The sequence below is a fragment of the Corynebacterium riegelii genome, from assembly GCF_016728505.1.
Taxonomy (GTDB): domain Bacteria; phylum Actinomycetota; class Actinomycetes; order Mycobacteriales; family Mycobacteriaceae; genus Corynebacterium; species Corynebacterium riegelii.
The window spans coordinates 864,382-878,232 of sequence record NZ_CP068159.1 but is presented as its reverse complement, the minus strand read 5'-3'; the positions used below and the strand labels follow the sequence as shown (position 1 = coordinate 878,232).

The following is a 13,851-nucleotide window of genomic DNA, read 5'->3' as shown; positions in this document are numbered from 1 at the left end:
GTGTTCCCTATGTTCCCGTTGTTTTGTGCCCCTAATTATACCCGCCAAACCGTTCTATACGCAAGGGGTAAACCAGCATTTATTGCACTATTTCCGCATGCACATTCACCACACATGCTGGCGGTTGCATTCAGTATAGACCCCTACCTCTACACGCTCTTTCCGTCGATAAGAAAATGCCAAACAACCGTTCGAACCGCACCGCTAAACGAGACTTCACCGAGCCCAACTGGGGCCACCCCGCCCCAAAAACCCGTCACCCCAAGAGGTTGAACACCGAGGCACCTGCTTGCCCGCCATGTCGCGACCGATCAGTCAACCATGCGGCGATCGATGACATACACTGTCATGCATGATTCGCACCCGCACCGCAATTGGCCTGGCTACAGCCGCCATGTGCGCCACTGTTTTGGTCAGTAACGCTGACGCTGAAACCGAGACCCCAACCGCAACAGCAACAGCAACTGCCACAGGCACCGAAACACCAACAGCCACTGCAACCCCCACCCCGGGCTCGACGGTGACCACCACCGTGACCACCAAGCCAACGGTGACGGTGACGAAGTCCACCAAGACCACCACCCCGACGACCACGGAGCAGAAGTCCGACACGCTGACTATTCTGCGTGCGTTTTCCTCGGGTGACTTCTCTGAGGTGAGCACGACGGGCATCATCCTGTTTGTCATCGGCATCATCACCGCACTGCTAAATATGGCGTTGCAGATGGATAAGGAGCAGGTGGATAAGGTGCTCGCGGACGTCCGCAAGCAACTGCCCGACCTGCCGTTTTAACCCCTAGGCAGCTATGAAGGGCATCATCCTCGCGGGCGGTTCCGGCACCCGGCTATACCCGATTACTCAGGGCATTTCGAAGCAGCTGATGCCTATTTATGACAAGCCGATGGTGTACTACCCGCTGACCACCCTGATCAGTGCGGGCATCCGCGAGATCCTGGTGATCACCACCCCGGAGGATAGGCCGGCATTTGAGCGGCTGCTTGGCGACGGCTCCCAGCTCGGCCTCATGCTCTCCTACGCAGAGCAGCCCTCCCCGGATGGTCTTGCGCAGGCGTTCATCATCGGCGAGGACTTCATTGGGGACGACTCGGTGGCCCTGGTCTTGGGCGACAACATCTTCGACGGCTCGGAGCTGACCCGCATCCTGGGCGAAACGCGCAAGGTGGAGGGTGGCGCGATCTTTGCCTACGAGGTCTCGGACCCGCAGCGTTATGGCGTGGTGGAGTTTGACCCGGATGGCACGGTGTTGTCCATTGAGGAGAAGCCAGAAACGCCGAAATCCAACTTTGCGGTGGTGGGGCTGTATTTCTACGACAACTCGGTGGTGGAGATTGCAAAGTCCATTACCCCGAGCGAGCGCGGGGAACTGGAAATCACTGCGGTGAATGACGCATATCTCAAGCGCGGCCAGCTGAAGGTGCACCGCCTGCACCGGGGTGACGTGTGGTTGGATACCGGCACGATTGATTCCATGAGTGAGGCCAGCGCGTATGTGGAGGTCATACAGAAGCGTACTGGCACCGTGATTGGTTCCCCGGAGGTGGCCGCCTACCGGGAGGGCTTCATTGACGCGTCGCAACTGGAGCGTTTGGCGGAGCCGGTGATGAAGTCCGGCTACGGGCGCTACCTACTGGATGCGGTGCGGGACTAGGGTTTTGTGACATGGCTTCACTAGCTGTTTTGATGAGCGTGTACCGCGGCACAGATGCGGGCGAGTTGGCTGTGTGCTTGCAGTCGCTGGCGGCGCAGACGCGTCCGGCGGATGAGGTTGTGGTGGTGCTGGACGGCCAGGTCTCCGAAGCGGTGATGGAGGTGCTAGCGGGGTTCCCGGCTCGCCTGGTGCCGTTGAAGCACAACGTCGGCCTTGGCAAGGCGCTCAACGCTGGACTGGAAACCGTTGATTCGGAGTTTGTTGCCCGCCTGGATTCGGATGATGCGGCATACCCGCAGCGCTTTGAGCGCCAGCTGGAGTTTCTGGCCCACCACCCGGAGGTGGCCGCCGTTGGCTCGGCGGTGCGCGAGTTTGAGCATCGTATTGAAGACGCTGGCCCGGTCCGTGCACTTCCGGAGAATCCACGGAATTACGCGAAGATGAATTCGCCGTTGAATCATCCGTCCGTAATGTTCCGCGCGGATGCGGTGCGCCAGGTGGGCAGCTACCAGCACGTGCCGTTTATGGAGGATTATGACCTCTGGGCGCGGCTGCTCAGCAACGGGTGGGAGCTGGCGAATCTACCGGAGCCGTTGACGTATCTGCGGGTTAATGATGCGCAGTTGCGGCGTCGTGCGGCTGGTGAGACGCGTCGTGCGGAGCTGACAATGCAGCGCAACTTGGTGGCCTATGGGTTGGTGTCGCGCCCGCGGGCGGTATTCAACTTTGCGGTGCGAAATGCGTACCGGATGCTGCCAATCGGTGTGACTAAGCGTGTGTACTCGCGTCTATTCCACCGTGGCCAGTAAGGGCGACTAAGGTATCCCTGCGATGGATACGTCGCGTACACTCCCTGATTTCAGCGACACCTGGCTTGTCATTCCTTGCTTCAATGAGGGCCAGGTGATTTTTGACGTTATTGCGAATGCTCGCGAGACGTTCCCCAACATCGTTGCGGTCAATGACGGCTCGCGCGACAACTCGGCGGAAGCCATCCACGCTGCTGGTGCGCATTTGGTGAACCACCCGGTGAACTTGGGCCAGGGCGCGGCAATTCAGACGGGTGTGGAGTACGCACGTGCACAACCGGGCGCGCAGTACTTTGTCACCTTTGACGCAGATGGCCAGCACCAGGTCAAGGATGTCGTGGCGATGGTTGAGCGGCTGCGCACGGAGCCGGTGGACATCATCGTGGGCACACGCTTTGCCGGCCAGGATAATTCGCAGGTGCCGTGGATTAAACGTGTGGTGTTGAAAACGGTGGTGATGCTGTCGCCACGCACGAAGCGCCTGGGTCTTAGCGACGCTCACAATGGCCTCCGCGCCTTCAACCGCAAGGTGGCCGAGGAGATGGACATCCGCATGAACGGGATGAGCCACGCCTCTGAGATCGTGGCGATGATTGATCATCACGGTTGGCGTGTGGCTGAGCAGCCGGTGGATATTTTGTACACGGAGTACTCCATGTCCAAGGGCCAGTCCCTGATCAACGGTGTGAACATTCTTGCAGACGGCCTGATGGCGAGGAGGCTCAAGTGATTCAGCTGATCCTAATTGCCGCCACGGTGGCGTTGGCGGTGTATTTCTTCACCAACCGCAAGAAGGCGAATGCCAAAGCGTGGGTGAAGATTGGTTTTGTGCTGATGATGCTCGCTGCCGTGTGGGCGATTCTGCGTCCGGATGACGTCACGGTCCTGGCCAACTGGTTGGGGGTTGACCGCGGTACGGATCTGATGCTGTACGTGCTAATCGTCGCTTTTTTCTTTACGACGATTTCCACGTGGACCCGCTTCCGCGAACAAGAACTGCGCTACGCGCGCCTCGCACGGGCGGTGGCGTTACAAAACGCCGTACCGCCGGAAGCAGACTAAGCAAGCAGACTAAGACGCCGCAATCACGTTGGCCACGTGCTCGTGGCCGCGCTGGTTCACGTGAATCGGCAGGTTGCCGGCGCCGCTGTAGAAGTCCACTAGGCCAGCCCACATGCGTGCGTGGTCAGGTGCGCACATGCTGTTGTTCCACGTGGACGGCTTCAGGTCCAGAAACTCTATGCCGGTTGCTCGCGCCAGGTCTACCTGTGCCCACTGGATGCTGTCTTCCCAATCGGCAACGGCCGGGAACGGCGTGGTGTCGCTGACGTTCGGCGCAACGTGGAAGAGGCAGACGTTGCCGTTCTGTGTGACCTTGGGGTAGCCCACAATCTGGATGCGCGCGTTGGGGGCTGCGGCACGGATGCGCTGGATTTGGGGCGCCATGGCGGCGACCCAGTCGCGGCGGAAGGTGGCGCGATCGCGTCCGTCGTTGTGGTACGTGTCGTTGAATCCGGTGGAGATGATGACGCGGGCGGTGTTGGGGTTCAGGCCACCGTCGTTAACCGCGCGGGTGACCTGGGAGGAAAACTGCGGGCCCTTTTGGATGGAAACGGTGCCGGTGCACGAGTAGTCCCAGGCTGGCAGGCCCAGCTTGGCGGCGGAGCGCTTACCCCAGCTGGTTGGGCTGGTTGGGCACCAGGTGGTGATGTCGGAGGAGCCCTGGCCGCCGATGCCCAGTTTGCCGCCGAGCCACTGTCCCATGTTCGGGTCGGAGACTACGGAGTCACCGAAAACGACCATGTTGCGCTGCTGCGCCTGGGCCATCTGTGGTGCGGTTACAGACTGTGCGAATGTGCCGAGGCACAGCGCAGCAGCGACGAGCGCTTTGGTTTTATTGCGGGCTTTGGTGCGCCCGGTTTTTCCAAACATTCGCTTTCCTCCCAATTTTCCCACTGGAAACATTTGTAACTTCAGTAACTTACGCTACCGTAGCACTATGCGACCAACCGCACACCCTACGTTTCTACTGAAATCCTTCGCCCGATTCGTCCCGGCCGTTACACGTGCGGGCATCATCAGCGCCGAAGGCGGCCCCCTTGCGGCCCTCAAAGTCCTGCCCAACCTGGCACGTTTCCACTTCACCACCGCCAGGGAGATCGAACAAGGCGCAGCCGCTACGCCTGAGCGCACCGCTCTTATCGACGACTCCGGCGTCCTCAACTACCGCCAACTTCGCGACCAATCGCACTCACTCGCCGCCTGGCTCCTTGAGACCAAGGAGGAACGCGGTCTTGATGAGCTACGCATTGGCGTGATGGCGCGCAACGGCCGCGGCATCATCCTGCCGCTAGGCGCCAAGGGCTATGCCGGCGGGCACATCTTCCTGCTCAACATCGGCTCCTCCCCGGAGCAGCTGCGCGGCATCTTCGCAGAAACCGGCATCAACATCTTGTTCATTGATGATGAGTTCCTCCCCCGCCTCCCCGAAACCGACACCATCATGGACAACATCACGGTTGTCCGCGCCTTTGAAGAGGCCTTTGAAGAGGAGGCCGCCCAAGACAGCGCGGGAATGTTGAGGTTGGCGGAGTTGGTGGGTCGGCGTGGCGTCGGCAAGCAACTGCCCATGTGGCCCAAGCACGGCAACATTGTGCTGATGAGCTCGGGCACCACCGGCATCCCCAAGGGCATCGTGCGGCCCGAGCCGAAGCTGCCGTTTGTGGTGGCGGGCTACCTGGAGGCGATCCCGTGGCGCGCCGGCGACACCGTGCAGCTTTCCGCGTCCATCTTCCACACCTGGGGCTGGTCCGCACTGCAGGTAGCGCTGGCAACCCGCTCCACCATTGTCACGCGCCGCGTTTTTGACCCGGAAGTGTGCTTCCAACAGATCCAGAACTACCGCTGCACCGGCCTGATCTCCTCACCGATCTTTTTCAAGCAGATGCTGGACCTGGACGAAAACTACGACACGTCTACCCTGCGCTACCTAGCCACCGCCGGAAACGCCATCACGCCGGCGCTGTTGCGGCGCACCACCGAACGTTTCGGCCCGATCATTGCCAATATCTACGGCTCCACCGAGCTCGCCCTGGCCGCCGCCGCAACACCCGAACAGCTGCAGGCAGACCCAAGCATCGCGGGCAAGGTTCCCCCTGGCACGGTGCTCAAGCTTTTCGACGCCAACGGCAACGAAGTCCCCACCGGCGAAACCGGCCGCATCTTCCTCCACAACGAAACCGCCCTGCGCAGCTACACCAACCCGGCGACCAAGGCCGAAGTAATCGACGGGCTTATCGAGATCGGCGACCTCGGCTACTTCGACGAGGACGGCTTCCTCCACGTCCTGTCCCGCAATGACGACATGATCATCGTCGGCGGCGAAAACGTCCACCCGCAATCCGTCATTGAGGTGCTCGAAGAGATGCCGGGTGTGGACGAGGTCTACGCCCACGGCGTTGATGATGACGTGATGTTTAAACGCATCGCCGTCTGGATCGTCCGCGCTGGTGACTCGGCGGGGGATGCACTCACCGCAGATTCCGTCCGCGACTGGGTGCGCAACCACCTGGCGGACCATTCCATCCCGCGTGACGTGCACTTTGTTGAGGAGTTGCCGCGAAACGCCATTGGCAAGGTCGTGCCGCGCTTGCTGCCGGAAAGCCGCCGGGACAGCTAATGGCACGCGCCACGTACGCGCTCACCCTCGCGTTTTTGATCACCGCCGGGTGGTCCGCGAACCACTTCGCGTCGGTGCTGGTGCTGCTGCGCCGCGACCACGACGTCTCCGCCGTGTTGGCCAACAGCGCCTACGGTATCTACGCGGTTGGGCTCTTCCCTAGCCTGCTCATCGGCGGGTGGGTCGCCGACCGCTTCGGTTCGCGTCCCGCCGTGGTTGCGGGCACCGTCATCGCGGCCGCGGGCAACGCCTACCTCATGCTGGGCGTCCCCGGACACGGGTTGCTCCTCGGCCGCTTCATCGTTGGGCTCGGGGTGGGTCTGGTGGTCAGCGCCGGCACCGCCTGGGCAGGCAGGCTCCGCGGCGCGAGCGGCGCCACCGCCGCGGGCATCGCCTTGACCACCGGGTTCATGCTTGGTCCGGTTTCCTCCGGCGTGGTCGCCCACCTGGCCGCGGACGCGGTGAAGATCCCGTTCGTGGTGCCGATTGTGATGGCTGTGGGGGTGATGGTGGCGTCGATACGCATGCGCGACGACGGCGCACCCGCGGTGACGCAGACTGCTGAGGCTCACCCCACCCACAGCGAGGCTAAGGCGCTTGCGACTGCGGTGCCGATGGGGATCTGGGTCTTCGCCTCAATCACGACGGCGATGGTGGTGCTGGCCGGGCGCACCGACTTTGCCATCGGCGCGGCGTTTATGCCCGGCGTGGCCGCTGTGCTGGGCTTTAGCGTGGCGCTGGCCGTGCAGGCGCTCGCGCGCCGCGGGCAGTGGGGGCCGCGCGCAGGCGTGGTCGGGGCGCTCGGTGCGGCCGGCGGCATGGCGCTCATCGCGGTAGGCGGGGCACGACCTTCTGCCGCCGTGTTCCTGGCTGCTACCGCGCTGCTCGGGTTGGCGTACGGGCTGTGCCTGCGCGAGGGGCTTCTCGACGTCGACGAGTACACCCCTCCCGAGAAACGCGGCCGCGTCATCGGGCTGTACTACGTGGCCACCTACATCGGGTTCGGGATCTCGCCGCTGATCGCGTGGATCACGCCGCGCGTCGGGCCGAGCCTGCCGTTTGCGGTGTTCGCCGTGCTCGCCGCGAGCTCCGCACTCATCCGCAGCGCGCAGATTCAACGCGGGTACCTGGTGCGCGGGGTTGTTGGGGGTTGAGGTTCGGGGTGTGTGGCGTCGTGGGTATGCGGGCCTAGATGGAGCTAGCTCCGTTTAGAGGGCGCGGCGAGACGGCTGTCGATTCCGCATAGTTAGTACTCGTAACGGATTAATCGACGCATCCGGCTATCCGGTACTGCACGCGGTCTCTTTCCCAGTGATCGCCCCTATTCCCGCGCGTTGTTGAAACCATCCGTGATGATGCGCCACAGAGAACTGATGATGACTGCGGTAATTAAGTAACCGCTGACCACGTAATTGAAAAGGCCGCTACACATCTCATCGCTGAGTATGTCGTAGATCAGAAAAACCGGTGCTAGCACAACCATCACGACTAAGAAACGGTATGGAGAAAGCACCTTTCGCTTAGCCGACAGGTGGACTAGGTACCCCATTGCCATGATGCATAACGAGATGAAGAGCGCGACCACTGCGCCAAGAGCCACATAGAGCAAATTTCTCTCCGAGTTCTTTTAGGGGTGGCCACCACAACCGGGGACAACTCGGCAAGCCACACCAACAACGAAACCCCAGCTAAAACTATTGTCTAGCTGGGATTTTAGTTGAGCCACCTGCGAGAATCGAACTCGCGACCTTCTCATTACGAGTGAGATGCTCTACCGACTGAGCTAAGGTGGCCGGACACAACATTGTGCGCAACACAGTACGCAGTGTGTACCGGGATGACAGTGTAGTGGACATCACCGAACAAAAGAAACGCACTGGTCAGGGCCAGAAAAACCTCATCAGCGGGCGCCGCAAGCTTTACGGATGTGCCCAAGCATGCCGTTAAACGCCACGGTGGGATCAACGCTTTGGTGTAGGCGGGCGCGGCACTGGGCGATGGCGTCCTGGCAGGCCACCAGGCCGTCAAGAGATACGCGCGCGGCGATCTCGCCTGCCAGGCCGGAGAAGTCCGGGTGGGTCAGGGGCACTTCCGCACCGGACTTGAGTACCAGCGCGTCGCGGTAGATGCCGGCGAGGTCTACGAGGGCGAGGTCGAGGGCGTCACGTTTGCGTCGAGTAGCACGCGCCTTCTGCGCGGCCTCAAGCTCTTTGAGCTCGCTGGCAGTGCCGGACATTGCTTTGGCGGCACCGCGCCCCTTCGTGCCAACGCCAAGAGCCACCTCAAGCTTTTCGCGCTCTAGAGCGTCGGCCTCGGCGTAGTCGTCCACCGCCTCCTTCTGCACGCGCTTGACCAGTGTGGACACGGCTTGGAAGCCCTGGGCGCCATGGAAGACCAGCTCCGCCAGGTTGATGGCGGCGGCGCGGCGCGACTGCACCGATTCCATGGTCACCAGCTTGCGGGCGCGCCCGATGTGGTGCAGCGAGGCCGCCGCAGCCAGCTGCGCATCGTGCTCACTGGCGCCCTCTTCCTCCATAAGCACGCGGACCACTTCCCGCTGCGAGGGCGCCGGGATGTAGAGGTGCCTACAGCGTGAGCGCAGCGTCTGCGAGATGTCTTGGGGGTCCGTGGACGGCGCGCACAACACGATCACGGTCTGTTCCGGCGGCTCCTCAACGGTTTTGAGGAGCACGTCGGCCGCCTCCTTGGTAAGGCGGTCGGCGTTTTGGATGATGAGGATGCGGTGTGACGCAACCGTCGGCAAGCGGGAAGCTTGAGCAACAATCTCACGCACCGGCTCAACTTTGATGGCAAGCTCGCGCGGCACAACATGCACCAGGTCGGTGTGGGTACCGGCCAGGGCGTCGCGGCAGGACTTGCAGCGGCCGCAGCCGATCTCGGACGGGTCCTCGCACATCAGCGCCGCGGCGAACGCCAGCGCCGCATTGGAGCGGCCAGCGCCCGGCGGGCCCGTGAACAACCAGGCGTGCGCAAAGGCGTGGGGGTCCGCGCCTTCCACTCCGCGGGCGGCTGCGGCGGCGGCCAAAATTGTGTCGCGGACCTTGGGTGCATCAGCAAGTCGCTGAGCAACGCTGCGCGGAGCTACGGTAGTCACAACGGCTAAGGGTACTCGGCGCTAAGGTGATACACCATGAAACGACTTTGGCGCGGCCTTACCTGGCTCATGCGCACATCGTGGCCGCTGTACGCCGCGAGTGTGCTGGGCACCAATGTCGTCGGCGCCATCGCCATCATGTTGTTCGTGCGCTACCTGCTGCCCATGCGCGAGGTTGAAGAGCTCAGCCTGGACCACATGGGCCTGGGACTCATCGGCGTGATCTACTTCGCCCTGGCCGTGGTTATTGGCCTGATTGTGACGCTGCTGCTCTTCCGCCCGGTGTTGGAATGGCAGTTAAGTCCGGACGATCATGACCCGAATATGGTGCGCAACCTGGTGCTTCGCCTACCTGTTTTGCAGACGGGCATTGTGGTTGCGGTGTGGCTGGTTGGCATTGCAATCATCACGTTTGTGGCCTCCCGTCTGTCGTGGCAGCTGGCGTTAGTTATTTTCGTAGCCACGTTGCTCACCTGTTTTGTCATGGCGGTGTTGACGTACCTGCAGGCAGAGCGCCTGGTGCGACCGGTTGCGGCTGAGGCGCTGGCGCGCAGGTTTGAAGATTCCACGCTTGAGCCACCGATCAAGCAGCGCTTGTACATGACGTGGCTGGTCACCTCCGGCGTGCCGCTTCTGGGCATCCTGCTGCTGTTTGTTGCGCAGGCCCGAGGCTTTTTCACCCACACACCCGGCGAGTTGATTCCGGCGGCTCTGGTGCTGACCATCGCAGCGCTGATCACCGGCTTTGTGGGCACCGCATTTTCGGTGATGAACGTGGTGGACCCGATTAAGGAGCTGCAGGACGCGATTAACCGCGTGCGTCGCGGTGAGCGCAACACGCAGGTGGATATCTACGATGGCTCGGAGATCGGCGTCCTGCAGGCCGGTTTCAACGAGATGATGCGCGGGCTGAACGAACGCCAGCGCGTGCGCGACATTTTTGGCCGCTATGTCGGCGCCGAGGTTGCCCAGAAGGCCCTAGAGGAAAAGCCGGAGCTAGGTGGTGAGGATCGCCGTGTGGCGGTGCTGTTCATCGACGTGATCGGGTCCACCACCTTCGCCGTCGACCACACCCCGGAGGAGGTTGTGGCGGAGCTCAACCGCTTCTTCGAGATCGTCGTGGAGGTGGTGCATGAGAACAAGGGCATCATCAACAAGTTCCAGGGCGACGCTGCCTTGGCGGTTTTTGGAGCTCCAGTTTCGCTTCACGACGCTGCGTCACACGCCCTCCAAGCCGCCCGCGAACTCACCGACGAACTGGCTGGCCTTGAACTCCAGGCAGGCATCGGTGTGGCGTCCGGGCACGTGGTTGCCGGCCACATCGGTGGTTCCGACCGTTTCGAGTACACCGTGATCGGCGACGCCGTTAACGCCGCCGCACGCCTGACGGAACTGGCAAAGGACACCCCTGGCAAGGTGCTCACCAACGCGGCGACCCTGCGCGCAGCCAATGAGGTGGAGCAGCAGCGCTGGACCCTGATGAAGTCCGTGGAGCTGCGCGGCCGCAACAAGATGACGCAGCTGGCCCGCCCGGTGCGCTCCACCCTGGCGGACCGCTCCTAACCCGTCCTCACCCGCGGACCGCTACTTCCTGCGGGCCTTGACCACGCGCTTGGTGGTTTTCGTTGGTTTCTTGACCGGCTTCCGAGTGGTTTTCTTGGTGGTCTTCTTGGCGGCACCACCATCCGCCGCCTCGCGGGCGCGGCGGGCAGACAGCAGCTCGTTGGCGCGCTCATCCGTCATGGTCTCCGGCGTATCACCACGCTGCAGAGACGCGTTGGTCACGCCGTCGGTGACGTACGGGCCGAAGCGGCCGTCCTTGATGGACATCGGCTTGCCGGTCACGTCATTGTCACCCAGCATCTTCAGCGGCGGCTTCGCAGCGGCACGGCCACGACGCTTCGGCTCCGCGTAAATGCGGCGCGCCTCTTCCAAGGTGATGTTGAAGATCTGGTCCTCGCTGGCAAGGGAGCGCGAGTCGCTGCCCTTCTTCAGGTACGGGCCGTAGCGGCCGTTCTGCGCGGTAATGACCTCGCCGTCAGCCGGGTCAACGCCAACCTCACGCGGCAGAGACAAAAGCTTCAGCGCTTCTTCCAACGTCACCGTCGCCGGCTCCATGGAGGCAAACAGGGATGCGGTGGCTGGCTTGAGCTGCTCGTCCACCAGCGCTGCGATGCGCTTTTCCTTCTGCGCAGCCGCCGTCTTGGTCTCCCAGTTCTTGGCGCGCTTGCCTTCTTCCGCACGCTGCTTGTCTTCCGCGGCACGCTCTTCGGCGACAACTTCTTCGGCGTGGGCTTCGGCTTTCACGCGTTCGTCGTCACGCACGAGCTCCGTTACGTACGGACCGTAACGGCCCTCCTTGGCCACAATCATGCGACCGTTGGCCGGGTTTTCGCCCAGCTCACGGCCGGACTGCGGGGTGGCAAACAGCTTCTCCGCCATCTCAAGGGTGATCTCATCCGGCGTGACGGACTCGGACAGATTCGCGCGCTGGTACTCCGGCTCGCCGTCTGCGGTGGTACCCACCACACGCTCAATGTAGGGGCCGTAGCGGCCAACACGCACGATCACGTCGCGGCCCTCGCTGTCCTCGAACAGCTTCAGCGAGTTCGCCTCCCTGGCGTCAATGGACTCCAGGTTTGCGTCAATCATGTGCTTCAAACCGCCGCGGCGCGCAATGGCATCCGCCATGGTGTCACGCGCATCCGCATCACCGAAGTAGAAGCCGGTGAGCCACTGCGTACGGTCCTCATTGCCGTGCGCAATCTCATCCAGCTCATCTTCCATGGAGGAGGTGAAGTCATAATCCACCAGCGCGTCAAAGTTGTTCTCCAGCAAGCCAACCACGGAAAACGCAACCCACGTAGGCACAAGTGCGTTGCCGCGGGCAGCTACGTAGCCACGATCCTGGATGGTCTTGATAATGCTGGCGTAGGTGGACGGGCGGCCGATGCCAAGCTCCTCCATCTTCTTCACCAGGGAAGCTTCCGTGTAGCGCGCCGGCGGGTTCGTGGAGTGCTCATCAGCGGTGATGCCGTTGATGTTCAGCGCGTCACCTTCCGCCACCTGCGGCAGGTGCGTCTCCTTGTCCTGGTCAGAGTAGGCGCGCAGCCAGCCCGGGAAGGTGATCGTGCGGCCGGTCGCGGCAAACTCTGCCACCTCGCCCGTGTTCGCCTCACCGGTCACTGTGATCTTCGTGGAGTTGCCACGCGCGTCCGTCATCTGGGAGGCAACAGTGCGCTGCCAGATCAGCTCATAGAGTTTGAACTCCTCGGCGTCCAGAGACCCCGCCAGCTGACCCGGCGTTGCAAAACGCTCACCAGCTGGGCGGATCGCCTCGTGTGCCTCCTGGGAGTTCTTCACCTTACGCTCATAGACGCGCGGTGAATCCGCCACAAAGTTCGCACCATAAAGCTCACGCGCCGCAGCTCGCGCCGCATCCAGCCCTTGTTTGGACAGGGACGTCGAGTCCGTACGCATGTAGGTAATGTGGCCGTTTTCGTACAAACGCTGCGCAATGCGCATCGTGCGTGCGGACGTAAAGTGCAGCTTGCGGCCAGCCTCCTGCTGTAGCGTCGACGTCATAAACGGCGCATAGGGCTTGCGCGTGTAGGGCTTCTCCTCCACGCTGGTCACCCGCATGGTGTCGCCGAACGCACCAGCCAAGCTTTGGGCTTTTTGCTTATCGACGACCACCGCCTCCCCCTTCAGCCGCCCCCTATCGTCGAAGTCGCGTCCTTGGGCGATGCGTGCGCCGTCGATAGTGATGAGCTTCGCATCGAAGTTGGTGTCGTCGGATTGTGGGGTCAACGACGCCGTGAGATCCCAATACTCCGCGGCAATGAACGCCATGCGCTCACGTTCACGCTCCACAATCACACGCGTAGCCACCGACTGCACACGGCCAGCCGACAGACGCGGCATAACCTTCTTCCACAAAACCGGGCTGACCTCATAGCCATACAGACGGTCCAAGATGCGGCGCGTTTCCTGCGCATCCACCAAATCCATATCCAACTCGCGAGTGTTTTCGGCGGCCTCACGAATCGCGGACTCAGTAATCTCGTTGAACACCATGCGCTCAACCGGCACCTTCGGCTTCAACGTCTCCAGCAAGTGCCAGGCAATCGCCTCACCCTCACGGTCCGGGTCTGTTGCCAGAAGAAGCTTGTCCGACTCCTTGAGCTTGGCCTTTAAGTCCGAAACCTTCTTCTTTTTATCCGGGCTGACCACATAGATAGGCGCGAAGCTTTCATCCGGGTTCACACCCAGCTTCGCCCACGGCTCATTTTTGTACTTCGCCGGAATATCGGCAGCGCGACTGGGCAAATCGCGGATATGGCCCACCGAGGCCTCCACAATATAATTGTCACCCAAATACTTTTGGATCTTCTTCGCCTTGGTCGCCGACTCAACGATCACCAGGGTCTTGCCGCTCGCAGCCACGCTGATGTGACACCTCACTTCACTTTGCCGAAACTTCCTCATTTGTAGCAGATCACGGCAACACTACCCCTGCAAGGACCCTGCGAACCTTGCCCCCAAGGGTTTGAGGCGCAGAAGACTACACTCGCTGGG

General features: G+C 62.0%; 12 protein-coding genes and 1 tRNA gene. 8 read left to right on the top strand and 5 right to left on the bottom strand.

Features of this window, described 5'->3' with window-relative positions:
* The first annotated feature begins 352 nt into the window (after positions 1-352).
* From I6I71_RS03980 to I6I71_RS03960, 5 genes are read left to right on the top strand one after another with little or no spacing between them, the layout of a single operon-like run.
* Positions 353-793 carry a hypothetical protein gene (locus I6I71_RS03980; RefSeq protein WP_070494241.1) on the top strand — a complete coding sequence of 147 codons (441 nt, stop codon included), beginning with the start codon at positions 353-355 and terminating at the stop codon, positions 791-793.
* Positions 794-806: 13 nt separating this feature from the next.
* On the top strand, positions 807-1,670 hold the full coding sequence (gene rfbA, locus I6I71_RS03975; RefSeq protein WP_070494239.1) for a glucose-1-phosphate thymidylyltransferase RfbA: 864 nt from the start codon (positions 807-809) through the stop codon (positions 1,668-1,670).
* Positions 1,671-1,681: 11 nt separating this feature from the next.
* Positions 1,682-2,479 (top strand): glycosyltransferase, encoded by a 798-nt coding sequence (locus I6I71_RS03970; protein ID WP_201822435.1) that lies wholly within the window; start codon positions 1,682-1,684, stop codon positions 2,477-2,479.
* A gap of 22 nt (positions 2,480-2,501) precedes the next feature.
* Positions 2,502-3,209: a glycosyltransferase family 2 protein gene (locus I6I71_RS03965; protein ID WP_201822433.1), complete on the top strand. Its 708-nt coding sequence runs from the start codon at positions 2,502-2,504 to the stop codon at positions 3,207-3,209.
* Positions 3,206-3,541, top strand: coding sequence for a DUF2304 domain-containing protein (locus tag I6I71_RS03960; RefSeq protein WP_070465075.1), 336 nt, complete (start codon positions 3,206-3,208; stop codon positions 3,539-3,541). The genes I6I71_RS03965 and I6I71_RS03960 overlap by 4 nt, the downstream gene beginning before the upstream one ends.
* A gap of 9 nt (positions 3,542-3,550) precedes the next feature.
* Here the strand turns inward: I6I71_RS03960 and I6I71_RS03955 are convergent, their stop codons facing one another.
* A complete protein-coding gene (locus I6I71_RS03955; RefSeq protein ID WP_201822431.1) occupies positions 3,551-4,411 on the bottom strand; it encodes a GDSL-type esterase/lipase family protein in 861 nt (286 codons plus the stop codon).
* Between the two features lie 67 nt (positions 4,412-4,478).
* On the opposite strand from I6I71_RS03955, the gene I6I71_RS03950 reads away from it, so the two are divergent.
* Positions 4,479-6,158, top strand: coding sequence for an AMP-binding protein (locus I6I71_RS03950; protein WP_201822429.1), 1,680 nt, complete (start codon positions 4,479-4,481; stop codon positions 6,156-6,158).
* Positions 6,158-7,312, top strand: a complete 1,155-nt coding sequence (locus I6I71_RS03945) for an MFS transporter (protein ID WP_201822427.1) — start codon at positions 6,158-6,160, stop codon at positions 7,310-7,312. The genes I6I71_RS03950 and I6I71_RS03945 overlap by 1 nt, the downstream gene beginning before the upstream one ends.
* Before the next feature lie 167 nt (positions 7,313-7,479).
* Here the strand turns inward: I6I71_RS03945 and I6I71_RS03940 are convergent, their stop codons facing one another.
* The 3 genes from I6I71_RS03940 to I6I71_RS03930 form a co-directional block, all read right to left on the bottom strand.
* The gene (locus I6I71_RS03940) at positions 7,480-7,758 is read right to left on the bottom strand and encodes a hypothetical protein (protein ID WP_070494224.1); all 279 of its coding nucleotides are present in this window, start codon (positions 7,756-7,758) and stop codon (positions 7,480-7,482) included.
* Between the two features lie 120 nt (positions 7,759-7,878).
* Positions 7,879-7,951: transfer RNA gene (locus I6I71_RS03935), tRNA-Thr, on the bottom strand.
* 107 nt (positions 7,952-8,058) lie between these two features.
* Positions 8,059-9,273: a DNA polymerase III subunit delta' gene (locus I6I71_RS03930; protein ID WP_201822425.1), complete on the bottom strand. Its 1,215-nt coding sequence runs from the start codon at positions 9,271-9,273 to the stop codon at positions 8,059-8,061.
* 36 nt (positions 9,274-9,309) lie between these two features.
* Between I6I71_RS03930 and I6I71_RS03925 the strand changes: the two genes are divergently transcribed.
* Positions 9,310-10,836 (top strand): adenylate/guanylate cyclase domain-containing protein, encoded by a 1,527-nt coding sequence (locus I6I71_RS03925; RefSeq protein ID WP_101733732.1) that lies wholly within the window; start codon positions 9,310-9,312, stop codon positions 10,834-10,836.
* A gap of 21 nt (positions 10,837-10,857) precedes the next feature.
* Here the strand turns inward: I6I71_RS03925 and topA are convergent, their stop codons facing one another.
* A complete protein-coding gene (gene topA / locus I6I71_RS03920) occupies positions 10,858-13,719 on the bottom strand; it encodes a type I DNA topoisomerase (protein WP_462101430.1) in 2,862 nt (953 codons plus the stop codon).
* Positions 13,720-13,851: the final 132 nt, after the last annotated feature.

Excerpts from the sequence above, each read along its gene's own strand:
- I6I71_RS03965 (WP_201822433.1), top strand. The coding sequence starts at position 2,502 with ATGGATACGTCGCGTACACTCCCTGATTTCAGCGACACCTGGCTTGTC.
- I6I71_RS03980 (WP_070494241.1), top strand. The coding sequence starts at position 353 with ATGATTCGCACCCGCACCGCAATTGGCCTGGCTACAGCCGCCATGTGC.
- I6I71_RS03970 (WP_201822435.1), top strand. The coding sequence starts at position 1,682 with ATGGCTTCACTAGCTGTTTTGATGAGCGTGTACCGCGGCACAGATGCG.
- I6I71_RS03925 (WP_101733732.1), top strand. The coding sequence starts at position 9,310 with ATGAAACGACTTTGGCGCGGCCTTACCTGGCTCATGCGCACATCGTGG.
- I6I71_RS03955 (WP_201822431.1), bottom strand. The coding sequence starts at position 4,411 with ATGTTTGGAAAAACCGGGCGCACCAAAGCCCGCAATAAAACCAAAGCG.
- rfbA (WP_070494239.1), top strand. The coding sequence starts at position 807 with ATGAAGGGCATCATCCTCGCGGGCGGTTCCGGCACCCGGCTATACCCG.
- I6I71_RS03950 (WP_201822429.1), top strand. The coding sequence starts at position 4,479 with ATGCGACCAACCGCACACCCTACGTTTCTACTGAAATCCTTCGCCCGA.
- I6I71_RS03945 (WP_201822427.1), top strand. The coding sequence starts at position 6,158 with ATGGCACGCGCCACGTACGCGCTCACCCTCGCGTTTTTGATCACCGCC.